Source organism: Belliella kenyensis, from assembly GCF_022549675.1.
Classification (GTDB): Bacteria; Bacteroidota; Bacteroidia; order Cytophagales; family Cyclobacteriaceae; genus Belliella; species Belliella kenyensis.
This window is the reverse complement of the sequence record NZ_JAKZGR010000006.1, coordinates 259,329-282,575: the sequence shown is the minus strand read 5'-3', so window position 1 is coordinate 282,575 and position 23,247 is coordinate 259,329. Positions and strand designations below refer to the sequence as shown.

The 23,247-nt window shown below is 37.0% G+C and carries 19 protein-coding genes; 5 read left to right on the top strand and 14 right to left on the bottom strand.

All coding sequences use genetic code 11. From position 1 onward, the window contains the following. Nucleotides 1–355: 355 nt before the first annotated feature. Together MM214_RS08665 and MM214_RS08660 are read right to left on the bottom strand one after the other, a co-directional pair. Nucleotides 356–1,198, bottom strand: a complete 843-nt coding sequence (locus MM214_RS08665) for a universal stress protein (protein WP_241294393.1) — start codon at nucleotides 1,196–1,198, stop codon at nucleotides 356–358. A gap of 11 nt (nucleotides 1,199–1,209) precedes the next feature. Continuing rightward, nucleotides 1,210–2,130 carry a 2-hydroxyacid dehydrogenase gene (locus tag MM214_RS08660; RefSeq protein WP_241294391.1) on the bottom strand — a complete coding sequence of 307 codons (921 nt, stop codon included), beginning with the start codon at nucleotides 2,128–2,130 and terminating at the stop codon, nucleotides 1,210–1,212. A 401-nt stretch (nucleotides 2,131–2,531) separates the two neighbouring features. On the opposite strand from MM214_RS08660, the gene MM214_RS08655 reads away from it, so the two are divergent. Together MM214_RS08655 and serA are read left to right on the top strand one after the other, a co-directional pair. Next, a complete protein-coding gene (locus tag MM214_RS08655; RefSeq protein ID WP_241294389.1) occupies nucleotides 2,532–3,392 on the top strand; it encodes a DUF2911 domain-containing protein in 861 nt (286 codons plus the stop codon). Nucleotides 3,393–4,058: 666 nt separating this feature from the next. Next, nucleotides 4,059–5,951 (top strand): phosphoglycerate dehydrogenase, encoded by a 1,893-nt coding sequence (gene serA, locus MM214_RS08650; RefSeq protein ID WP_241294387.1) that lies wholly within the window; start codon nucleotides 4,059–4,061, stop codon nucleotides 5,949–5,951. A 170-nt stretch (nucleotides 5,952–6,121) separates the two neighbouring features. On the opposite strand, the gene katG is transcribed toward serA, so the two are convergent. Further along, nucleotides 6,122–8,335: a catalase/peroxidase HPI gene (gene katG, locus MM214_RS08645; RefSeq protein ID WP_262916602.1), complete on the bottom strand. Its 2,214-nt coding sequence runs from the start codon at nucleotides 8,333–8,335 to the stop codon at nucleotides 6,122–6,124. Nucleotides 8,336–8,871: 536 nt separating this feature from the next. Between katG and MM214_RS08640 the strand changes: the two genes are divergently transcribed. Both MM214_RS08640 and msrB read left to right on the top strand, forming a co-directional pair. Continuing rightward, complete coding sequence (locus MM214_RS08640; protein WP_241294385.1) at nucleotides 8,872–11,295, top strand: penicillin acylase family protein; 2,424 nt, start codon at nucleotides 8,872–8,874, stop codon at nucleotides 11,293–11,295. A 7-nt stretch (nucleotides 11,296–11,302) separates the two neighbouring features. Further along, a complete protein-coding gene (gene msrB, locus MM214_RS08635) occupies nucleotides 11,303–11,713 on the top strand; it encodes a peptide-methionine (R)-S-oxide reductase MsrB (RefSeq protein WP_241294383.1) in 411 nt (136 codons plus the stop codon). Nucleotides 11,714–11,795: 82 nt separating this feature from the next. Here msrB and MM214_RS08630 read toward each other — a convergent pair whose 3' ends face one another. The 4 genes from MM214_RS08630 to MM214_RS08615 all read right to left on the bottom strand — a co-directional run bounded on the left by MM214_RS08630 (nucleotide 11,796) and on the right by MM214_RS08615 (nucleotide 14,621). Further along, nucleotides 11,796–12,749, bottom strand: coding sequence for a DUF4097 family beta strand repeat-containing protein (locus tag MM214_RS08630; RefSeq protein ID WP_241294381.1), 954 nt, complete (start codon nucleotides 12,747–12,749; stop codon nucleotides 11,796–11,798). Next, complete coding sequence (locus MM214_RS08625; RefSeq protein WP_241294379.1) at nucleotides 12,739–13,128, bottom strand: TM2 domain-containing protein; 390 nt, start codon at nucleotides 13,126–13,128, stop codon at nucleotides 12,739–12,741. The genes MM214_RS08630 and MM214_RS08625 overlap by 11 nt, the downstream gene beginning before the upstream one ends. Further along, nucleotides 13,121–13,426 (bottom strand): DUF2752 domain-containing protein, encoded by a 306-nt coding sequence (locus MM214_RS08620; protein WP_241294378.1) that lies wholly within the window; start codon nucleotides 13,424–13,426, stop codon nucleotides 13,121–13,123. The genes MM214_RS08625 and MM214_RS08620 overlap by 8 nt, the downstream gene beginning before the upstream one ends. 109 nt (nucleotides 13,427–13,535) lie before the next feature. Beyond that, nucleotides 13,536–14,621, bottom strand: a complete 1,086-nt coding sequence (locus MM214_RS08615) for an oxygenase MpaB family protein (RefSeq protein WP_241294376.1) — start codon at nucleotides 14,619–14,621, stop codon at nucleotides 13,536–13,538. A 50-nt stretch (nucleotides 14,622–14,671) separates the two neighbouring features. Between MM214_RS08615 and MM214_RS08610 the strand changes: the two genes are divergently transcribed. Further along, complete coding sequence (locus MM214_RS08610) at nucleotides 14,672–15,562, top strand: TolB family protein (RefSeq protein ID WP_241294374.1); 891 nt, start codon at nucleotides 14,672–14,674, stop codon at nucleotides 15,560–15,562. A gap of 104 nt (nucleotides 15,563–15,666) precedes the next feature. Here MM214_RS08610 and MM214_RS08605 read toward each other — a convergent pair whose 3' ends face one another. The 7 genes from MM214_RS08605 to galE all read right to left on the bottom strand — a co-directional run bounded on the left by MM214_RS08605 (nucleotide 15,667) and on the right by galE (nucleotide 23,189). Next, nucleotides 15,667–16,635: a transketolase family protein gene (locus tag MM214_RS08605; protein WP_241294372.1), complete on the bottom strand. Its 969-nt coding sequence runs from the start codon at nucleotides 16,633–16,635 to the stop codon at nucleotides 15,667–15,669. Between the two features lie 12 nt (nucleotides 16,636–16,647). After that, nucleotides 16,648–17,499 (bottom strand): transketolase, encoded by an 852-nt coding sequence (locus MM214_RS08600; protein WP_241294370.1) that lies wholly within the window; start codon nucleotides 17,497–17,499, stop codon nucleotides 16,648–16,650. A 15-nt stretch (nucleotides 17,500–17,514) separates the two neighbouring features. Next, entirely contained in the window at nucleotides 17,515–17,964 is a 450-nt protein-coding gene (bcp, locus tag MM214_RS08595) for a thioredoxin-dependent thiol peroxidase (protein ID WP_241294368.1), read from the bottom strand. 24 nt (nucleotides 17,965–17,988) lie between these two features. Then, nucleotides 17,989–19,848 carry a M23 family metallopeptidase gene (locus MM214_RS08590; protein WP_241294366.1) on the bottom strand — a complete coding sequence of 620 codons (1,860 nt, stop codon included), beginning with the start codon at nucleotides 19,846–19,848 and terminating at the stop codon, nucleotides 17,989–17,991. Then, nucleotides 19,835–20,446 carry a fumarylacetoacetate hydrolase family protein gene (locus tag MM214_RS08585; protein WP_241294363.1) on the bottom strand — a complete coding sequence of 204 codons (612 nt, stop codon included), beginning with the start codon at nucleotides 20,444–20,446 and terminating at the stop codon, nucleotides 19,835–19,837. Before MM214_RS08585 ends, MM214_RS08590 begins: the two co-directional genes overlap by 14 nt. 22 nt (nucleotides 20,447–20,468) lie before the next feature. Beyond that, a complete protein-coding gene (locus MM214_RS08580) occupies nucleotides 20,469–22,055 on the bottom strand; it encodes an NAD(P)/FAD-dependent oxidoreductase (protein WP_241294360.1) in 1,587 nt (528 codons plus the stop codon). A gap of 117 nt (nucleotides 22,056–22,172) precedes the next feature. Beyond that, entirely contained in the window at nucleotides 22,173–23,189 is a 1,017-nt protein-coding gene (gene galE, locus MM214_RS08575) for a UDP-glucose 4-epimerase GalE (RefSeq protein WP_241294358.1), read from the bottom strand. Between the last annotated feature and the right edge of the window lie 58 nt (nucleotides 23,190–23,247).

Below are 23,247 nucleotides of genomic sequence, written 5' to 3'. Positions count from 1 at the left end.
ACCTTAAAATACAAAAAAGAAAACCCCGAAAAAAGCTGGGAACAGCCAAATTCGGGGTTTTTGTGTTATGTTTTTGTTAATTATTTTACTGATTATCAGTTAGTTAATAATTAAGCAAGAAGCCCTAATCAATCAGTAATCTCTTATGTGAATGATATACTTTTTCTAGTATTGTACGGATATACATAATTATAAATCTGATTATACGCTTTTTTGCCAGTAACTTCAATCCATTGGCTCAATCGGTTGTTAATGGTCAATATCCATAAGTATCCAATATCAATTTATATCGGAAGTTAGATAAATCGGAATTTTGTAATGTTATTGGCAAATTTCGTATATCCATAATTATAAATTAGCCATTCTTAATCACAAAGAGTGGCTTATTTATGAAATATGACATTTTCTTGGATATATTTTGAGAGAAAATCTGATCAAACCATGATTTCTTTTTGCTCATAGTAACTAATATATCACCTTTTGCTGTGATGAGATAATTTTCTAGACCAAGTCCAACTCCATCTCTATATGCTTTGAAAACATAATTGACTTTGTGATATTTTATAAAAGGTTTAATTTCCTCGACCATTGTCAAGTGCAAAAACTTTTCAATTGATTTTGCATTGGTGCTAACATGTAGAACATCTACTTCAGACTCAAAAAAACTAGCTAATTTGGTCACTTTCTGAATAGCAATTTTGTCCTCCTCTATATAATTAGTGGCGTAGACAATCTTTCGAGGAATTTTAAAATATACCTTTCTGGGGATTAACATTAAATCAATAGAAGTGTAGTCCATCAATTTGGAAGACCTTGTGCCTATAAAATTATTTTTAAAATCATTGACTCCTTCCGTCCCCATTATGATCAAGTCAGCCTTCTGGTCAATAGAATAAGCATGAATGGTCTCTACAATTTTTCCTTCCTTGATTGCCGCCGAGCAGGACCTTAATCCTTTTGAAAGACTCTCCTCTTTTACTGCCACAAGAAGGCTATGGAGCTTTTTTTCAATAAAACTCAATTGATCTATCTTCTGATCCTCCTTATTGGTCAATTTCCTGTAATCTTCCAAATTAGGAACATGCAAAAGGATCAAATCAGCATTGTACTTTTCGCCCAGTTTAGCAGCATATTCAATTGCATTCAAAGAACATTCAGAAAAATCAGTTGGACAAATAATCTTAAAATTGGTTTCCATTTTTATTGAGGTTAGTACCCTCTCGCTCTATCTATTTGATTGGTGAGAGGTTGTTGGTTTAGTATATTGTGGTAATTATTAACTATTTGTGGTACAGCGGCCTTTGGGTTTGTGACACTTGCGATATGAGGTGTGACTTGAATTTTATCATGCCTCCAGAAAGGATGCTGCTGAGGCAAAGGCTCTTCCAAAAAAACATCCAAAAGAGCTCCAGATAACTGCCCTTGATCTAAGGCGTCGATTAAATCAGCCTCAACTAGGTGCTTACCTCTTGCCACATTTATCAAATAGGTTCCTTTCTTGCATTTCAGAAAAAAATCTTTGTTCAAAAACTTTTCTGTATCAGGAGTCAATGGTAAAAGGCAAACGATCACATTAATTTGATCCAAAAAATCCTGTAATTGTCCTCCATGATAATAAGGATAAGAAAGCCCTTCTTTGACAGAATTACCATATCCAGCCACTTTCAAATCTAGCGCTTGTAGCTTTCTGATCAAATCACCTCCCAATTCTCCAACTCCTAAAACACCAATATGAATAGGTATCTCTGGTTGAGACATATCCCACTTCTGCTCAACTTGTTGTTTTTGGTATCTTGGCCATTGGCGGTGATAGTTAAGTACCCCCATGATCACGAAATTACTCATTGAAAATGTTAGTTTTGGATCGACAATTCTAGTAATAGGTAAATTATCAGAAATTGTATCATCGGCTAATATATGATCAACACCCGCTCCCATTGAGCATATTAGCTTGAGATTTGGGAACTTTGACAAAAGTCCTGTAGGATGATTCCACAATAAGGCTACTGACACATCCTCATATCTTTCAATATTTGGAAATACCTGAATATCTATATTGGGATCAATTTTTCTAATTTCGCTTTCCCAAACATCGGTACTCCTATTTGGAGAGATGATTACAATTCCCATTAGAATCTAGTTTTTTTAATATAGTGAACAATGATTAATTCCATTAAATTAGCAAATTCATCTCAGCTCAAAATATGTTTTCAAGAAACTTTGCTGATCAATTTTAGTGAACAAATTACCTACCAATAATTACATATCGGACTTCAATTTTTGAATAAGCACAATACGCTTTCGCATATTTCTTCTCAACAAACAAAATTTGAGCTACAGTAATAAATTAATAATTTACTTGTAATTATTTATGCAATATTGATCCATACATTGCGGTTATTAAGAAGAAAATTACTTCAAATTGCATAAATTGCTTTGTCAAATATACAAGAATTATCTCTCTTTAACAGGAAGAAGAGGTAAAGTTTGCGTATTAAATATAAGTAACTAAATAAATCAACAATAATATCATGACCAAATTGAATATTACAAGTAAAATATCTACTATCGTATGCTTTCTATTGTTTGTAGCAACTGTAAATGGCCAGCAAATTGATATGCCACAAGCTAGTCCAGCTGCATCAATCTCTCAGAAAATCGGTCTAACAGATGTCAAAATTGAATATAGCAGACCTAGCACCAAAGGAAGAAAAATCTTTGGAGAACTAGTTCCCTATGGACAAGTATGGAGAGCAGGGGCAAATGCGGCCACAGTAATCGATTTTTCAACTCCAGTGAAAATTGAAGGCAACAAAGTCCCAGCTGGAAGCTATGCTATATATGCAATCCCAGATAGAAATGAATGGACATTTATTTTATCAAAAAACACAAAGTTATGGGGTGCGGTAGGTTATAGCCAAGAGGATGATTTTCTAAGATTTAAAGTAAAAACAGCAAAAACAGGTCAAAAATATGAGACCATGGAGATCGGATTCACAGACATGACAGATACTGGTGCAAACATTGTCTTCAAATGGGAATCTGTAAAAGCTGGATTTAGAATAGAGACAGAAGTAGATGAGATAGTGATGGCTCAAATCAAAAAGCTGGTCATAGATCAAGAACCAACTAATCCAGGTCTATACTATCAAGCTGCCAACTACTATTTTACCAATAAAAAAGACATGTCAAAAGCGCTAGAGTGGATCAACAAATCAGTAGAATCTGATCCTAAATACTGGACTGCACATCTTAAAGCAAAGATTGAACTAGAGCTTGGGAAGAAGAAAGAGGCATTGGAAACTGCAAAAATGTCAATGGAAATGGCAAAAGAAGCAAAAAATCCAGATTATGTTGGCCTAAATGAGAGATTGATTAAATCGATCAAATAAAAACCAAGCATTGTTTCTCAGAACAAATTCATTTGAAATAAAATCGTCGACCGAAAAACATCGACGATTTTTTTTAGTTTTTGACCCAAAAGTATAGACCTCTTTCTAGGCCTATTTTAAAATTTATCTGGAAGGAAATTAAAATTGACTTTAAGAAGATCCGAAAATATCCCAGATCTGACCCTCTCAAGATTGAAGCAATAATTGATACTTTCACCAAAAAGGCAGATTAGATCCTCTCAGGCCAAGTTGTAAATGTATAAAGATCCTAAAGCAAGTGCTTCATTGACTAAAAATTCTTTCTATTAAGTGAACATAACTTATCATCATGGTTATTATTTTAAAATCTGATTATACGCTTTTTGTCAGTAACTTAAATTCATTGGCTCAACAGGTTGCTAATGGTCAATATCCATAAGTATTCAATATCAATTTATATCGGAAGTTAGATAAATCGGAATTTTGTAATGTCATTGGCAAAGTTCCGTACATCCATATTTTAAAAAACTCAAAAATAATTTAAAAGCAAATTCTACCCTATTTTTTATTACAATCGATTTCGAATCTTCTGTAGAATTGACATAGAAAGTATTTTTTCTAATTAAAGTGTTTAATTTTTAAGAATATCCTAATTTTGAGAACAAATCATTAATAAACTATTACAAAATGCCCAATAACACAAAATTCATCATCGATTTTGACAGTACGTTTACACAAGTAGAAGCTTTGGATGTTTTGGGGGAAATCAGCCTAAAAGAAGATCCAAAACGTGATGAAAAACTGAAAGCTATAAAAGATATTACTGATTTGGGAATGGAGGGAGTTCTAAACTTCAGAGAAAGTCTCGAAAGGCGACTAGATATCCTAGAAGCTAACAAATCTCAAATATCTGAATTGATAGAAGCTTTGAAGTCAAAAGTCTCAAAATCATTTCATAGAAACAAAGAGTTTTTAGAAGAAAATGCCAATGATATCATTATCATTTCGAATGGTTTCAAGGACTTTATCACGCCTATAGTTGGGCAATATGGAATCAAATCAGAAAATGTATATGCCAATGAGTTCATTTATGATGAATCTGGTAAAATTATTGATTTCAACAGAGACAACATTCTTTCCAAAAATGGCGGAAAACCTGAGACGATAAAATCTTTAAATTTGGAGGGTGATATATATGTGATAGGTGATGGATATACAGATTACGAAATAAAGGAGTCTGGATTAGCCAATAAATTCTACGCTTTTACAGAGAATGTAGCCAGGCCTAAAGTAACTTCAAAAGCTGACCACATCGCTCCTAGTTTGGATGAGATTCTATATGTAAACAAAATGAATAAAAAATTTTCCTACCCAAAAAGCCGTATCAATGTACTGCTGCTAGAAAATGTTCACCCAATTGGAGTGGAACTTATGCAGCAAGAAGGATATAATGTGGAAGTAATATCTTCTGCACTTTCAGAAGATGAACTTGCCGAAAAAATCAAGGATGTAAGTGTCCTAGGTATCAGGTCTAAGACAAACGTTACCAAAAAGGTATTGGATAATGCTAACAGGCTGATCTCCATAGGTGCCTTTTGTATAGGGACGAATCAAATTGACCTAGATACTTGTACAAAAAAAGGAATTGCGGTCTTCAATGCACCATTTAGCAATACCCGCTCTGTAGTCGAAATGGCAATAGCAGAAATCATATTCTTGATGCGTAATTTCCATGACAAATCTCTGGGTATGCATAAAGGGATATGGGACAAATCAGCCACAGGTAGTTTTGAAATCAGAGGTAAAAAACTCGGAATAATCGGATACGGAAATATCGGCGCACAACTTTCTGTTTTGGCAGAAAATATGGGCATGGATGTGTACTATTATGACGTGATCGAAAAGCTCGCTTTAGGAAATGCAACCAAAATTGATTCACTTGATGACTTATTGGCGCATTGCGATGTAATTTCTCTTCATGTAGACGGAAGAAAAGATAATAAGAACATACTTGACGAAGCAAAAATCTCAAAAATGAAAAAGGGATCATACCTTGTCAATTTGAGTAGAGGTCATGTAGTCGACATCCCTGCACTTAAAAGAGCATTGGATTCTGGACATTTGGCTGGTGCTGCTGTGGACGTATTTCCAGAAGAACCGAAAAACAATGATGAACCATTTGTTTCAGAATTAATTGGTTGCAAAAATGTGGTGCTTACTCCGCATATAGGGGGATCTACTTCAGAAGCGCAGGTAAACATCGCAAGATTTGTACCTGGTAAAATCATGGAGTATATCAATACAGGCAATACTTACAATTCTGTAAACTTCCCTAATATTCAATTGCCATTTTTGCAAAACGCACATAGATTGATTCATATCCATCAAAATGAACCTGGAGTCTTGGCAAAAATCAACCGGACACTGGCTGATTATGAAATCAACATAGTAGGGCAATATTTGAAAACCAACGAAAAGATTGGATATGTTATAACAGATATTGATAAAGCCTATTCTCCAGAAGTGATCGATAAAATGAAAGAAATCCCAGGCACCATTAGGTTTAGGGTATTGTATTAGGATGGCAGATTTCTTAAATGCAAGTTCTAGTATGAATACCTAGACGAAAAACTAATATTTCAAAGCGTTTGAGATCTCTTTCCAAATCAAAAAATCCATTCACGCAACTTCAAAAATCATAAAAAAAGGTGACTTTGAGAAAGTCACCTTTTTTATTTAAGATTAGCATTTTACTTTATATCAAATCTATCGAGGTTCATTACTTTGTCCCAAGCTTTGACAAAGTCTTTGACAAATTTTTCTTTGGCATCATCTTGTGCATATACCTCTGAGATAGCTCTAAGCTGAGAGTTTGATCCAAAAATCAAATCTACCCGAGTACCAGACCATCTTACTTCACCAGTCTTTCTATCATGCGCTTCAAACACATCCTCTTCTTTTCTGGAAGGTGCCCAAGCAACACTCATGTCGGTGATGTTCACAAAGAAGTCATTCGTCAACTTACCAGGCGTATGTGTCAAAACACCATGCTTACTTTGCTTATAATTTGCATCTAAAACTCGCATCCCTCCTACTAAAACCGCCATTTCTGGAGCACTTAAAGTGAGAAGCTGGGCTTTGTCTACAAGCATTTCCTCATCCGAAACGGTAAATTTTGTTCTTCTGTAATTTCTGAAACCATCAGCTTCCGGCTTAAGTGCTTCAAAAGAATCTGCATCAGTCTGATCCGCAGTAGCATCAGCCCTACCTGGTGTAAAAGGCACGGTGATAGCGAATCCTGCATCTCGTGCTGATTTCTCCACAGCTGCACATCCACCAAGCACAATCATATCTGCCATAGATACAGATTTACCATATGCCACTTTGACTTGCTCAAGGGTATCCAGAACCTTCTTAAGCTGATCTGGTTGATTGACTTCCCACCCTATCTGTGGCTCAAGCATGATCCTAGCACCATTGGCACCACCTCTTAGGTCAGACCCTCTGAAAGTCGAAGCTGAGGACCAAGCAGTGTAGACCAATTCTGAAATACTAAGACCTGATTCAAGAATTTTACCTTTCAGTGCTGACACATCTGCATCATTGATCAATTCATAGGCAATCGGAGGAATAGGATCTTGCCAAATCAAATCTTCCTCTGGAACTTCTGGACCAAGATACCTAGATTTAGGCCCCATATCTCTATGAGTAAGCTTAAACCAAGCCCTTGCAAATGCTTCTGCAAACTCCTTAGGGTTCTTATGAAAATGTTGCGAAATCTTCCTGTACTCAGGGTCTTCTCGCATGGCCATGTCGGCCGTTGACATCATGATTTTCACTTTGATACTGCTATCCTCAGCATCTGGTGCATGATCTTCAGGTTTAAGATTCTTTGCTTCCCAAATATGCGCACCTGCTGGACTTTTGCTCAATTCCCACTCATATCCAAACAGTACGTCGAAATAAGACATATCCCACTGGGTAGGTGTAGGTGTCCAAGCTCCCTCAAGACCAGAAGTAATGGTATCCCTTCCTTTTCCACTCTTGAAACTACTCTTCCATCCGAATCCCATTTGCTCAATCTCTGCACCTTCTGGCTCTACTCCTACTAGACTAGCATCACCTGCACCGTGAGTTTTCCCAAAAGTATGTCCACCAGCAGTCAAAGCTACCGTCTCATAATCATTCATCGCCATCCTGGCAAATGTCTCTCTAATATCTCTCGCAGATGCAAGCGGATCTGGATTTCCATCAGGGCCTTCAGGATTGACATAGATCAAGCCCATTTGAACAGCAGCCAAAGGATTTTCTAAGTCTCTTTCCCCAGAATACCTTTTGTTACCTAGCCATGTATCTTCTGCTCCCCAATAAATATCCTCCTCAGGCTGGAAGATATCCTTTCTACCACCTGCAAACCCAAATGTCTTCAGACCCATCGATTCTAATGAGACATTTCCCGTCAAAATAAATAAATCAGCCCAAGACAGTTTATTACCATATTTTTGTTTGATGGGCCAAAGTAATCTTCTTGCTTTGTCCAAATTACCATTGTCTGGCCAACTGTTCAAAGGAGCGAATCTTTGATTTCCAGTGGAGGCACCTCCTCTTCCATCACCTATCCTGTAAGTGCCTGCACTATGCCATGCCATTCTTATCATAAAAGGACCATAATGACCATAATCTGCTGGCCACCAATCCACTGAAGTTGTTAGCACTTTTTCAATATCTTGTTTTACCGCAGCCAGATCAAGCTGTTTGAAAGCCTCAGCATAATCAAAGTCTTCTCCTAATGGATTGGATTTCGGTGCATGTTGATGAAGTATACCGATATTAAGTTGATTGGGCCACCAATCCTTATTCATCGACCCATTTCCACCCAATCTTGTGTTTCCTCCATGCATTACAGGGCATTTTCCTCCGCTGTGATCTGGGTACTTGTTAGACTCACTATTGATATCTGCCATAATAAAATATGTTGTTAAGGGTTTAGTAAATTCTTCTAATTATTTATGCTAATGTAATCAAGTATTTTGACATGAAATATTAAAATCGATTGATAAAACCTATCGATAATTTACTCAATCTATCAATCCATTGGGAAACAAATTATACCTTGCATCGATTTCATGAACTGGATTAATAAAATGATCATAAGACCTAAAATTCGCAGACTTTTTAGGTTTTTATTGATTACCAATCAGTTATTAGAAATAATCGAGTGAAACCTGAAAGGTCTATTATCGCTATAAATCAGTCTGTTATAACATTCTCTTGCGGATTCTAGGTAAGAAATAAATGTAAATTTTATCGAAAGGCTGAACATTCGCCACTCATTAACACTTTTGACCCTATTACTGAAGTTGTGAGCATTTCAAATATCAAATCAAACTGCAATTATTTAAATATTAATTGCAGTTTATCAATTTCAGACGAAATAGGGTCTTAGCATTATTGAATATAATCTTTTAAATTTAAATTCTCTTTCATTGAAAGTAACATTATGAAAAAAATCTTGTTCATCTTTTTAGGTGTTTTCTTTATCCTTATAGTAGGATTACAAATTTTGAATTATCATTTTTCACCAAAGTATTCTGGTGAAATTGATCTGGAGAAATTAAACTCTGATACAGATATATTTTTTGATGATTTTGGCATACCTCATATATATGCACAAAATGCAGAGGATGCATATTTCTCCCTAGGTTACATCCATGCACAAGAAAGGCTCTTTCAAATGGAAATGATGCGTAGGGTGGGAACAGGTACATTAGCTGAGATTTTGGGGGAAGACTTGGTAGAAGTTGATAAATTTTTCAGAACACTAGGAATACCCAAGCATGCCAAATGGAGCGATGCAGTATGGGCCAATAATAAGAAATCTCCTTGGAAAGCAGCGACCAATGCTTACTTATCGGGAATTAACAGCTATATAGAAAATGGGAAATTACCCATAGAATATACTTTGCTAGGAACAAAGCCTCGACTATTTACAACTGAAGACATTCATGGCATTATTGGATACATGTCTTTTACATTTGCGATGGCTATGAAAACAGATCCCTTGGTCACAAAAATGGCACGTACGCTAACTCCAGCACATATGGAAGTCTTATCAATCCATACACTTCCTAGCCACCATGTCATCCCATTGAACTATCCCAAAAGAACAGATGAAAATGCAATCATGAGCGATAATCTCATGAGCATGTTGGACAAAATACCAGTACCACTATTGGAAGGAAGCAATGCCTGGGTGATCAGTCCTCAAAAAACTGCCTCTGGAGAAGTCCTCTTTCTCAACGACACCCACATTGGCTTTTCCCAACCATCTGTCTGGTTTGAAGCTCACATAGAATACCCTGGATACAGCTATTATGGCAATCACCTGGCAGGCGTACCATTTGGCCTAGTTGGACATACTAGAACGCATAGTTATGGATTGACGATGTTCGAAAATGACGATCAAGACTTCTATGAAGAGCAAGTAGACCCATTGAAGCCAAATCATACTATCTTTAATAATGGATACATTCCCATAAGAAATCGAACAGAAAAAATAGCTGTAAAAGGTCAATCTACCATAGAATTTGAAATAAATGAATCCTACCATGGGCCGATTATGAATGAAGTAATTCCAGAAATTGGAAAATTGACTTCAAATCCTGTAGCTTCTTGGTGGGTATATCTGCTAGAGCCCACAAAGGCTTTGGAAGCTACCTATAAGCTTGCTCATGCTGCTGATATTCATGAAGTCGAACACGCAGTAAGACTTATACACGCTCCAGGATTGAATGTAATGTATGGAGATAAAAAAGGCAACATCGCCTGGTGGGCAGCAGCAAAATTACCTAATAGACCAAAGCATGTGAATAGCAAGATATTTCTGAATGGAAGCACTGACAAAGATGAGCCCAAAGGGTGGCTACCTTTTGAAGAAAATCCAATGTCTATCAACCCAGCATCTGGCTTTGTGGCTACAGCAAACAATCAGCCCGACACACTTTCTAATGGAGTATTTTTTCCTGGGTATTACTATCCAGGAGACAGATGGGATAGAATTGCCAAAGTAATAAATTCTAGAAATGATTGGACTCAAGAAGATATAAAAAACCTTCAATTAGAGTCCATAAATGAAAAACACCCTATCAATGCCAAAAGCATGATTGATGCTGTAAACCCAAATCTTTTTGAAGGATTTGAAACCATCAAATTAGCTTTGAGCAAATGGAATGGAGATCATAAATTATCAAATACCGCACCCACTCTGTATTACAAATGGTTGTATCATACCTTGAAACTAATGATGTCAGATGAATTAGGAAATGAAGATTTTGAAAATTTTCTAAGTACATTTCTATATATCAGAAGTGTCCCGAACCTTATCAGTACCGAAAATTCTCCATGGTGGAACAATGTGAATACTAGTCAAGTAGAAAGCCGAAATGAAATCATCGAGAAAGCATTGACCATAAGTCTAAAAGAACTTAGTAATCAATTTGGAAGCAACTGCGAAGATTGGACTTGGGAAAAAGCTGTAGTCCTGGTACACGAGCATCCGCTAGGTGCTAAAAAGCCCTTAGATAGAATATTCAATGTAAAATCAAGTGCAGTTCCCGCAAATGAGGAGGCAGTAAATAAACTAGCTTTCAAACTGAATGGGAGTGGAATTTATCATGTAAAATCTGGTGCTGCAATGAGAATAATTATTGATTTTGCAAATGTAGAATCATCAGAGTCTATCATTCCAACAGGTCAAAGTGGAAATGTATTTAGTAAACACTACAAAGATCAATCTGAGATGTATGCAAATGGACAATATAGACCGCAACTTATGAATGAATCTTTTATAAAATCAAATTCCAAGAATCATCTTAAGCTAAGAGCTAAAATTAAAATCCAAGAGTCATCCAACACCACCAAATAAGCAAGCCATGAGTAATAAGGAATATGAAATCCAAAAAAATGAAGAGGAGTGGAAAAGTGAGTTAGACGAATTAAGTTATCACGTTTTGAGAAAAAAAGGTACTGAGAGACCAAATAGCGGTGCGTATTATTTGAATAAAGAAACAGGAATCTATGAATGCAAGGGATGTGGGAATCCAATTTTTCATTCCAAGGCAAAGTATGATTCAGGTTGTGGATGGCCAGCTTTTACTGAACCAGTGAATGAATATGCTATAGATGTTGAGATGGATTATTCCCATTTTATGATCAGAGAAGAAATCTTATGTGCCAAATGCGGTAGCCATCTGGGGCATAGATTTCCTGACGGACCAACTGACAAAGGTGGTATCAGGTATTGTATCAACTCTGTATCGATGGATTTTAAAAAGGAAGTTTAAAATGTTTCTTTTCTATAAAGGAGTTGCAAAACAAAAAGACCAGCAAAATTTCTGGTCTTTTTGTTTTAGTTTTCTAGCTGATTTAATCATTAGTGATTTTTATGCTGCCACTACTCGCTCTTCCTTTGATGACATGACTGCTACCGTTATTGATTTCAAGTCTTTTAGATGACTTATCCTCTCCTACTCTAACGGAGCCAGAATTTGCCACCAGATCATAGTCAAATAGTTTCAAGTCTGTAAGTGTTTGAATTTTTATACTTCCTGAACTGGATTTCAATTGGGTAAATTCGCTCAATCCTGATTCGGTAGCAGATACCCCGCCAGAGCTTACTGATAGATCCCCTATATACTTCACCTGATCAAGTTTAATCGATCCTGAGTTCACCTTAGCATTAACCAATCCTTCTACATCATCCAATCTGACACTTCCTGAGGAGGCCTTTACATCCACATTTCCTTTGATTTCATTCATCCTGATTGATCCAGAATTCACTTGCGCATTGACATCACCTACTGCGCTTTCAAGCTTGATACTTCCAGAGCTTGCCTTCAATAGGATATTATTGACTTCTAATGCCAAAGCTTTTATAGATCCTGAATTAACCTTGAGCTCAATCTCATCATGCTGAACATACTTTATATCAATCGCTCCCGAACTATTGAATACATTAAGCTTAATATTCTCTGGTCCTGAAAGATTTATGAATCCCTTCTTCTGTCCTCCAAAGGTGAAGAAGTTTATATTGGAAGACTCTCCTTTTACTTCCACTATCAGTTTAGAGCCTGATTGCCTATATTTTATCTCAATATCGCTACCTTCTGGCACTTCGGTATAGCCATCTAGTTCTACGATAGTGGCATTTTCATTTCCTTCATAACTGACCTCAAGAAATCTACCATTCACTTCTATTTCTTTTATGCCCTCAAAAGATTCTTCATAATACCTAGGGACACCCTCTTGATCCATTTCACAAGCCCAAGTAAAACTACCAATAAGGAATAATGCCAGAAATTGATTGAATTTAATTCCCATTTTGCTCTGGGTTTTGGTTTATATTATAACTAGCATTAGACATCATTGCCAAAGTCTCATGAGCTACTTTCACATTGAACTCATATGCCAAACTTTTGTAATTGATCAAATCGACAATGGTACCAATGAAACACAAACCAGCTGTAAGCAAATAAAGTATACCTAGACCAATTTGACCTATGATAAATCTATGCAAGCCAGCAAATCCGAAAAATCCTAGCAAACATAAAATTAGAATCATTTGATTGTCCTTTCTTCTTGCGCGATATACTTGCGCAAACATGTTTGCTTGATCCTCATCCATGTTTTTCAAAATACCTTGGATATAACCCAATTCCATACCTTCAAGCTCAGGAAGGTGTTTTAATACATTAGCCATTGTGTTGTGTTGTTTTAAAGTTTCTAATCAATTCATAAATTCTAAAGATAATCACTGCAAATGCAAACATCGCTAACGGATGCATAGACCATGATGCATGAAAATCGCCCTTGGATAACAAGCTCATTGATCTTCCTAATCCACAGCCTGGACACCATGTGAATCCTAGGCTATCCAATGGGCAAAGGCTGAAGTGATCACCACTGTAGGGGTCTATCCTCAAGATCCCAATCAGTGCGCCGATCCAAAAGATCAATTCAAAGGGCAATTTTCGAAATGTAGTGATAACCTTTCTCATTTGATGTCTAAAGTACGAAAAGGATGCCAATGCAAAAAATCGCTAATTTTACGCAAATTTAACAGTTTTTAAGATCAACACAGGTTATAATCGGACAAAAAGTGTACGATTATGAACGAATTAACGCAGGGATATTTAAAGAAACATCCTTCCCAAAATTGTTTCGTGTTTGAATTTGAAAATCCCGCCTAATGCGATGATAGCTGGGCTTCAATCCAGACTGCCTAAAGAAACTAAACTGCAGTATAAAATTATAGAGTGGTTTTGGGAATTCAGCGTACTGCTTGATGCCTAATGTAGATGACACTTTTTCCCCAACAAAATAAGCAATAATTGTCTCTGAAAGGTTTGCAAGACTACTATCAGGTATGGAAAATTTATAAAAATTGATCAATGAAGACACTAAAAAATGACCAGCTTCTGAAGATTTCAAATGTCTTTTTCTGATCAACTTTTCTAACTCATACGCTTCTTTAGCCGAGTCAGGCCAATATTGAGTTTCAATACCCATAAAGTGACCTACTATTTTCCAGTAATGTAAAACTGCCTCGAGTATTTTTTTACCTGGGAAAACCCCTAATTTTTCAAAACCTCTAATTACCAAAAGACTAAAAGCCAAATTGGTACCTAACATATCCTCCTGATTGATCGGAACGCCCCAATTCTGATCCCAATCTTTGGATTTCAATTTTATAAAATACCTACTATAAGCATGAATCAACCTTACTTTAGCTATTGTCCAAAGGCCGTCAGCATGCTGTAAAAAATTACCGGGCATAAATACATCCATTACAAATAATGTAGTCTCCGCAAGTCTCATCCCAATATCTTCAGTAATTCTGCGTGACCTGTATAGCACTTGAGCTCCATCAGCAAATGCATAGCAATAAGGTAAAGAATAAAAGCCTAGCATACTCAAGTAATAATTAGCATTTCGATCAAAAAAATCATGCGCAATTTTTACTTTTTCTACATTTATCCATGATGGTAAATCATTAAAAGATTCAAAATATAACTTTAGGTCTACCGGGAGCGTCTCGATTTGGGATACATCGGGAAACATATCCAATAAGTTTAGCTTTGAAACAAGTTCTGGTCTAGACAATAAAGTCAAAACAGCTGATTCAGCAAGCTCATCCCCTTGATTTCGGAGAGAGTTCAAATTATCTTGATTATAAAGTTTCAGCTTTTCCACTTCAATCTAACCTTAGTTTTGTAATTTAGTTTTTGAAAAATAAATGAATAATGATAAAATATGTTTTGCTTGGCATTGTACTCACTTTGCTGTCGAGAAATCATTTGAACGCTCAAGGGAACAGTGACTTGATTTCTATAGATGTAAAAAAATCAGGAAAAAAGATTGAATTGGGACAAGTCTCAAAAATCACCGATAGAAAAGGTTATGATAATCAGCCCAGCTTTATAAATGATACCCAGATGGCATTTTCTTCAGCTGATGATACTGGGAATTTTGATATTATCATTTATAATTTTAAGACAGGTAAATTCACCAACTTGACAAAGACCAACAATCAAAATGAATACTCTCCAAGACTTACAGATTGTGGCTTGTACGTATCTGCTGTGACTGTCGAAGAAAGTGGCAAGCAAAGGCTTTGGCTATATCCAACCAACTTTGGAGAACCTGAGTTACTCTATGATGACATAGAGCCAGTAGGCTATTATGATTGGTATGATAATAAAGCTGCAATGTTTGTATTGGGACAACCCAATACACTCATCTATCCCTATAGCAAAGACGATAAGCTGACTATAAGTGAAAATGTAGGTAGAACAATTCGCAGACAGCCTAAAACGAGTGTAATAAGCTATATTGATAAAAATGATGAGGTAGAAATTAAGGGTGAGCAGACCTTCAAAATCATTGGATTTGATATAAAGGGCAGATCCTATACCCACTTTGGTAATACGCTAGGTTCAAATGAAGACTTTGTCTGGCTAGACAAATATCATCTCATGAGTGCAAAAGGCAATACAATATATGTCAAAAAGCTTAACGAAGAAAACTGGACAAAAATTGGTGAAGTAGATATAACTGGTTACAAAAATGTATCTAGAATGGCTTATTCTAAAAAGTTAAAAAAGTTAATATTAGTGATGGATAGGATTGATTGAAGACTATAGGATCTTCTACCTATTTCTTAAAAAACGAAAAATCCTGCAAAAACCTATGATGTTTATGCAGGATTTTCTTATTTAAATATTTAGAAAACAAACTATTACTTTCTTGCAATTGCTGCTTTAGCTGCTTTCACGATGTTTTCAGCATTTAAACCATATTTTTCCATTAGCTCTGTAGGAGTTCCTGATTCGCCAAAGCTATCATTCACACCCACATATTCTAAAGGAGCTGGGTTATTTCTTATCAAAGTCTGAGCTATGCTATCTCCAAGGCCACCATTGAGTTGATGCTCTTCAGCAGACACTGCACAACCTGTTTTTTTCACAGATTCTAAAATTGCTTCTTCATCCAGAGGCTTGATTGTATGAATATTGATCACTTCTGCCGAGATACCTTCTTCTCTAAGCATGGCTTCTGCCACTACTGCTTCCCATACAAGATGTCCAGTGGCAAAGATTGTCACATCTTTACCTTCGATCATTTTCCAAGCTTTTCCAATCTCGAATTTCTGATCTGCTGGAGTAAATATAGGCCAGCTAGGACGTCCAAATCTCAAGTAAACAGGCCCTTCGTATTCAGCGATGGCCATAGTAGCTGCTTTTGTCTGATTATAATCACAAGGGTTGATCACAGTCATATGAGGGAGCATTTTCATCATCCCCACATCTTCTAGAATCTGGTGAGTAGCGCCATCTTCACCTAAGGTCAGGCCCGCATGAGAAGCACAAATCTTCACATTCTTGTCAGAATAAGCAACAGATTGTCTGATTTGATCATAAACTCTCCCTGTAGAGAAGTTTGCGAAAGTCCCAGTAAATGGAATCTTTCCGTTGATCGTCATACCTGCTGCTAAACCTATCATGTTGGCCTCAGCAATACCCACTTGGAAAAAACGCTCTGGAAACTCCTTTTGGAATGCACCCATTTTCAAAGAACCAATCAAATCCGCACAAAGTCCAACCACATTTGGGTTTTTGCGGCCAGCTTCAAGCAAACCATCTCCAAATCCAGATCTGGTATCTTTTTTCTCTGTATATGTAAATTTTAAATCTAATGTCTTGTCCATCTTTGTCTTTGATTAATAGTCTCCTAAAGTTTCTTCCAATTGACCCAAAGCATTGGCTAATTGCTCATCACTTGGGGCGATTCCATGCCATTTGTGTGTACCTACCATGAAATCCACTCCGAAGCCCATTTCTGTATGAAGTAAGTTCAATACGGGTTTGCCTTTACCTGTCAAGGCTTTCGCTTTTTCCAATCCTTCTAGTACTGCTGCCATGTCGTTGCCTTGCTTGGTCTCGATCACTTCCCAACCAAATGCCTCCCACTTTGCTTTCAGATCTTTTAGATCCATCACTTCTTTGGTAGGTCCATCGATTTGTTGTCTATTGAAATCAATGGTAGCGATCAAATTATCCACTTTGTGGTGAGCTGCATACATCGCTGCTTCCCATACTTGACCTTCTTGCTGCTCTCCATCTCCCATCAAGACATAAACAGTACGGTCATCACCATCGATTTTTTTTGCTTGAGCAGCTCCAGTGGCTACAGAAAGTCCTTGCCCCAAAGATCCTGAGGCTATTCTGATACCTGGCAAGCCTTCTTCAGTGGCAGGGTGTCCTTGGAGCCTACTATCAAGCTTTCTAAAAGTTGTCATCTCCTCTGGAGAGAAGTAGCCGCTTCTAGCCAACACGGCATACCATACAGGTGAAATGTGCCCATTTGATAGAAAGAATAGATCTTCATTGGCACCATCCATGTTAAACTTGTTGTCGTGCTTCATCTGATTGAAATACAGGGCTACGAAAAATTCCGTACATCCTAATGAAGCGCCTGGGTGACCTGACTGTACCGCATGTACCATGCGAAGGATGTCACGTCTTACTTGGCTTGAGATTTTTGTGAGTTGTTCTAAAGGTTGTTTTTCCATTGGTTTGGAATATTGTTATTTGAGAATTTGTTTCGTGTGTTCTTTGGTTTTGACTTTATCGATAATCTCCTCGATTTTGCCTTCTTCATCTATTACAAATGTAGTACGAGCAGTGCCCATATATTTTCTTCCATACATAGCTTTTTCTACCCAAGTACCATAGGCTTCATGCACAGACTTATCTTCGTCAGCAATCAACGAAAATGGTAAAGATTGCTTTTCTATAAATTTTTGGTGAGACTTTGCTGAATCAGAGCTGATTCCTAGCACTACATAGCCTGCTTTTTGCAATGCTTCATAGTTATCTCTCAAATCGCAAGCTTGCGCTGTACAACCCGGAGTATTATCTTTTGGATAAAAATACAAAATCACCTTTTTCCCTTTAAAATCAGAGAGTTTGATTGGATTACCATCTTGATCAATAGATTCAAAATTTGGTGCTAAATTTCCTACTTCTAGTGACATTTTCAAATTGTTTTAAGGTTAAGTTTATTGAATATTACCAGTCCAGGTGGATTCATTACCAGCCATGTCTCGCACTTTCAATAAAACCTCTCCTTTGAAAGGTTGTTTATTTAATTTTTCAGACCAAATTACAGCTTGTTTGTGCTCATATTTCATCAGCACCCATTCTCCATTCACAAAAGCTTCAAAATCTTTTACACCAGATTTATCATCACTTATTCTAAATCGAATTTCTTGCGCTGTAATCTTGACTGGATTGATGCGAGGAGGTTCCTCATCATAATCGAGTACAAAAGTACCAAAATTTCTGGTTTTAAACTTGATATCCTCTCCTTCCCAAGTACCTCCTACAAAAGATTTCCTTCCGTTACCCGCAACGGAATATACGTGAAGTTGATCTTTTTTTGAATTAGTTGTAGCTCCGTGTAGAATCACTTCTACAGCTTGCTGAAGATAATCTCCTGACGAATTGATCATTACAGAAAGTCCACTGGCTTCAGTCTTGGTTTGCAATCGTAAAAAGAGATCATCTAGAAGGGAATTTTCACTGAACCTTAAGCTAACATTTTCATTCCTGAAATTTAATTCTTTTCCAAAGGGAATCTTTTGAATCACATTGGGTTTGATCACCTCAGTGCATAGATCTATGCTGTCTGGGATAGCATAGTTCATATCCCAAACATACGTTCTTCTGCCTTTTTCGACATAGGCAGGAGCAATCTCCATATATTTGCTTCCCACATAGACTTTGGCTAAGTTACCTTCTTGTGACAACTTAGTGTCTACCACCAGCACTTCCCTTTCATATCTCAGTTTCGTCTTACTTTCATCAGAAACTGATGAACCAAACTGAACGACCGGCATCTCTCCCTCCACGAGTACTTCTAAAGCTCTTCGATTACCGAAAACATCGCTCATTTGAACAAGCAATTTCTTTGATTGACCTTCCATAGCCATCACCAAGCCTTCATTTATGGAATCCTTTTCATACAATCTCATAGGATTGTTTGGGTAAGGATAGAGTCTTGTAAATTTATTTTGGTAAGTATGTGTCAACAAAAATCGACCAATATTGAAATCTATATGGTCTACATTGATTTTATATATTAATCTATCATCTTCCCACAACTCATATTTGGGGATTCCAAAAATATTATGTACGTCATCCTTTTTGTCTACTGCATAGACCTCTAATCCTACTTTTCCTGTAATTTTCACAGGTTGGGGCAGTACATATTTCCCTCCTTCTAAAATGGGAGTAAACTCTTGTCTTTCAAAAACTCCGTTGACTCTGGATTCATAAGTCAATGGCTTTAGTGCCACTTTGTATAGGATAGGCGGAGTGTTATCCTTCACTTCTTTTGAGAAACCAAAAGTCAATGGATCAATTGCCCGATCTAAGCTATCTCTTATTTCAAAATGTAAATGAGGGCCACCCGAACTTCCTGTATTCCCTCCATTCCCGATCACTTCACCTCTCTTGACAATCAAATCTTCTGGAGAGGGAAATGCCTCGTGTTCATTTTCTCTAGCAGCGTACATTTGATTGTGCATCCATTGAGCAATTTTCGGACTGAATTTTTGCAAATGCGCATATACTGAGGATGAGCCATCATCATGTTTAATATAAAGCACATTCCCATAGCCAAAGGAGGACACTTTTAGCCTGTAGACATACCCATCGGCAATTGCCAAAATGGGCTCGCCGTCTACACCTCCAATTTTCACGTCTATACCACTATGAAAATGATTTGGACGTATTTCTGCAAAATTTCCTGATAAGTAGTTTCTCTGACCAGGCTTGACAGGAAATAAGTAGTCTTGAGCTTGTAGGCTAAAGCTAAAAAGACAAAGAATGATAAGGACTAGCTTATTTAACTTCAAAATCCAATAGCTTTTTGTCTTCAATAAATGCTTCAAGTCTATCACCAATGGATACTTTGCCTACTCCTGAAGGTGTTCCAGTAAATATAAGATCTCCCTTTTTTAAAGTAAAAAATTGTGAAACATAAGCAATAATTACCGAGAAATCGAACAACATCATCTTGGTACTTCCTTTTTGTCTTAGTTCCCCATTGATGTTTAGGTGGAAATTTATATCATTGAGTGCTTTGAATTCACCTACTGGAAGAAACTCCCCTACAGGAGCAGAACCATTAAATCCCTTTGCAATCTCCCATGGTAAGCCTTTTGCTTTACATTTGTCTTGAAGATCTCTGGCCGTAAAGTCTATACCTATTCCGATTTCATCAAAGTACCTATGAGCAAATTCAGGCTGGATATATTTACCTTCTTTGTTGATCTTTAACACCAATTCTACCTCATGATGAATATTTTTTGAAAAATCAGGATGATAAAAAGGCATGTTATTTTTCAACACTGCTGTGTCAGGCTTTAGAAAAACCACTGGTTCGGAAGGTCTCTCATTATTCAATTCCTCTATATGCTCTGTATAGTTCCTACCTATTGCTATTATTTTCATTTGTAATAATTTTCTAAGTTATTCATATTTCCTTACTTACATAAGCCGCAATGAGATGCTCGGCACATCGCTCTCCATCCATAGCAGCCGAGACAATTCCTCCTGCATATCCTGCACCCTCGGCACAAGGATATAATCGCTTGATAACAGGATGCTCATATGTTTCTTTGACTCTCGGAATTCTGACCGGAGATGAAGTTCTACTTTCTACACCGATCAACTGAGATTCATTGGTATAGTAGCCCTTCATTTTCTTTCCAAAAGCTTGGAATGCGTCAGCAAGTCGATTGGAGATAAATGGAGGCAATACATCATGCATATTGATAGATTTCAATCCTGGCTGATAAGAAGTATCTAGCAGAGAAGTACTGACTTTTCTATTGGCAAAATCGACCATACGCTGGGCGGGAGCAACTTGAGACTGACCGCCCAATAACCAAGCTTTCTTTTCTATTTCTGCTTGAAATTCCATAGCTGCGAGTGGACCATATTTTTGATAAGATGGTAAATCTTCTAACTCAACTGCAACTACAATTCCTGAGTTTGCAAACTGACTATCTCTCCTACTTGGACTCATCCCGTTCACCACCAATTCCCCTGGAGAAGTAGCTGCTGGCACTATAAATCCTCCTGGGCACATACAGAAAGAAAAGACTCCTCTTTGCTTCTGTTCAAAATAGGTCTGATGAACCAAAGCATAACTCGAAGCAGGTAAATAAGGTCCCCTATCTATTTCGCAATTGTATTGGATTTGATCAATTAAATTTTGACTGTGCTCTATTCTAACTCCAAGTGCAAAAGGCTTTGACTCAATCAATATCTTTTTTCGATGTAGCAATTGAAATATATCTCTTGCAGAATGTCCAGTAGCAAGTATCACCCCTACTCCATGTATCTTCTCTCCATCCTGAGTAATCACACCTTTCATTTCATTATTATCGAGAATAAAATCCACCACTTTGGTATCAAACAAGACTTCACCTCCTGCTTGAATGATAGATTCTCTTAGTTCAGTAACTATTTTGGGTAGCTTGTTGGTGCCAATATGTGGGTGTGCATCTACCAAAATCTGTTCTGTAGCTCCATGAGCTACAAAAATCTCCATGATTCTCCTAATATCACCCCTCTTCTTTGACCTAGTATAAAGCTTTCCATCTGAATATGTTCCAGCTCCTCCTTCACCAAAACAATAATTTGATTCTGGGTTGACAATATGTTCTTTGTTGATAGCTGCAAGGTCTCTTCTCCTTGACCTTACATCTTTCCCTCTTTCGATTAAGATGGGCTTCACTCCCAGTTCTATCGCTCTCAAAGCTGCAAAAAGACCCGCAGGCCCTGCACCAACAATGATGATAGGATCTGCAAGACTTACATCTTTATACGCTTTGGAAGTATGAAGAAGCGGGGTAGCTGGTTCATCAATAAAAGCCTCTACCGAGACATTCACCTTAACCTGTCTACCTCTAGCATCTATGGATCTTTTTACTTGTCTTGCTTCAAATTGCTGTTCTCGAAGATTCAGACCCAGTTTTTTCGCTACTACTTCTTGAAACACAACATCATCGTAAGCTTCTTTCGGACTGAGTTGTAAATTAATTTCTTTCTTCATGTAAGGTATTTATCCTTAAACAAGTTAAATTCTTGAATATCAACACAATATAATTAAAGAATCTTATCAACATGTATTCTCGTATTAGAGTATCAGTTGATAGATTCAACCTCTTTGTCATAAATTACTAAGGCGCTTTTGCCAATTCCATGAATCTCTGAGGGATTCTTCTAAGCTGTATTTTGCATTCCAACCTAGTACTTTATTGACTTTATCAGTATTTGCCCACACTTTTTCTATATCACCCGGTCTTCTTGGTCCTAATTCATATTTGAGTTTTCTTGCTGATACCTTTTCAAAAGCCTGTATTACCTCGAGTACAGTATTACCATTTCCAGTACCCACATTGAAAGTGTCGATAAAATTGTCTTCTTGATTATCTAGGTATTCTAAAGATTTAACGTGAGCATCTGCTAAATCCAAAACATGTATATAATCTCTCACGCATGTACCATCCTTGGTGTTGTAATCATCCCCAAATACTGTTAATTTTTCTCTCAAACCTGCTGCTGTTTGAGTCACAAAAGGAATCAAGTTAGCAGGTACTCCCAAAGGTAACTCGCCTATCTCTGAACTGGGATGTGCACCAATAGGATTAAAATACCTTAATGATACGATCTTGGCACCGGACTTACTTTTAACATGATCATGAAGTATGTCTTCACAGATTTTTTTTGTATTGCCATAAGGACTTTCAGCATCCTTTCTAGGTGTACTTTCCAATACAGGCAACTCATCTGGCTGACCATAAACTGTACAGGATGAAGAAAAGACTATATTTTTTACATCGAACTTTCTCATCGTTTCAAGCATCACTAGCAAGGAGCCGATATTGTTTGCATAATATTTCAAAGGAATTTGAGTGCTTTCTCCTACCGCTTTACTTGCAGCAAAATGTATTACACCAGAAATTTCGTTTTCGCTAAAAATTTTTTCAACTAATGCATGGTCACTGCAATCACCAATGTATGTTTTCACTTCTAGGTTCAAAATTTTTTTCAATCCTTCAAGTGCACTTTTTTCTGAATTCGAAAAATCGTCAATGATGATTGGTGTATAGCCAGACTCTACTAGTGCCACTGCTGTGTGAGAACCAATGTAGCCTGCACCCCCGGTGATTAAGATTTGCTTCATTTGAATGTTTTGGTTTAAAAGGTAATTGAATACAATATTAAAAATATCTGTAGATAAG

Coding starts and splice junctions, on each gene's coding strand:
- MM214_RS08665 (WP_241294393.1), bottom strand. CDS start 1,198: ATGGAAACCAATTTTAAGATTATTTGTCCAACTGATTTTTCTGAATGT.
- MM214_RS08660 (WP_241294391.1), bottom strand. CDS start 2,130: ATGGGAATTGTAATCATCTCTCCAAATAGGAGTACCGATGTTTGGGAA.
- MM214_RS08655 (WP_241294389.1), top strand. CDS start 2,532: ATGACCAAATTGAATATTACAAGTAAAATATCTACTATCGTATGCTTT.
- serA (WP_241294387.1), top strand. CDS start 4,059: ATGCCCAATAACACAAAATTCATCATCGATTTTGACAGTACGTTTACA.
- katG (WP_262916602.1), bottom strand. CDS start 8,335: ATGGCAGATATCAATAGTGAGTCTAACAAGTACCCAGATCACAGCGGA.
- MM214_RS08640 (WP_241294385.1), top strand. CDS start 8,872: ATGAAAAAAATCTTGTTCATCTTTTTAGGTGTTTTCTTTATCCTTATA.
- msrB (WP_241294383.1), top strand. CDS start 11,303: ATGAGTAATAAGGAATATGAAATCCAAAAAAATGAAGAGGAGTGGAAA.
- MM214_RS08630 (WP_241294381.1), bottom strand. CDS start 12,749: ATGGGAATTAAATTCAATCAATTTCTGGCATTATTCCTTATTGGTAGT.
- MM214_RS08625 (WP_241294379.1), bottom strand. CDS start 13,128: ATGGCTAATGTATTAAAACACCTTCCTGAGCTTGAAGGTATGGAATTG.
- MM214_RS08620 (WP_241294378.1), bottom strand. CDS start 13,426: ATGAGAAAGGTTATCACTACATTTCGAAAATTGCCCTTTGAATTGATC.
- MM214_RS08610 (WP_241294374.1), top strand. CDS start 14,672: ATGATAAAATATGTTTTGCTTGGCATTGTACTCACTTTGCTGTCGAGA.
- MM214_RS08605 (WP_241294372.1), bottom strand. CDS start 16,635: ATGGACAAGACATTAGATTTAAAATTTACATATACAGAGAAAAAAGAT.
- MM214_RS08600 (WP_241294370.1), bottom strand. CDS start 17,499: ATGGAAAAACAACCTTTAGAACAACTCACAAAAATCTCAAGCCAAGTA.
- bcp (WP_241294368.1), bottom strand. CDS start 17,964: ATGTCACTAGAAGTAGGAAATTTAGCACCAAATTTTGAATCTATTGAT.
- MM214_RS08585 (WP_241294363.1), bottom strand. CDS start 20,446: ATGAAAATAATAGCAATAGGTAGGAACTATACAGAGCATATAGAGGAA.
- MM214_RS08580 (WP_241294360.1), bottom strand. CDS start 22,055: ATGAAGAAAGAAATTAATTTACAACTCAGTCCGAAAGAAGCTTACGAT.
- galE (WP_241294358.1), bottom strand. CDS start 23,189: ATGAAGCAAATCTTAATCACCGGGGGTGCAGGCTACATTGGTTCTCAC.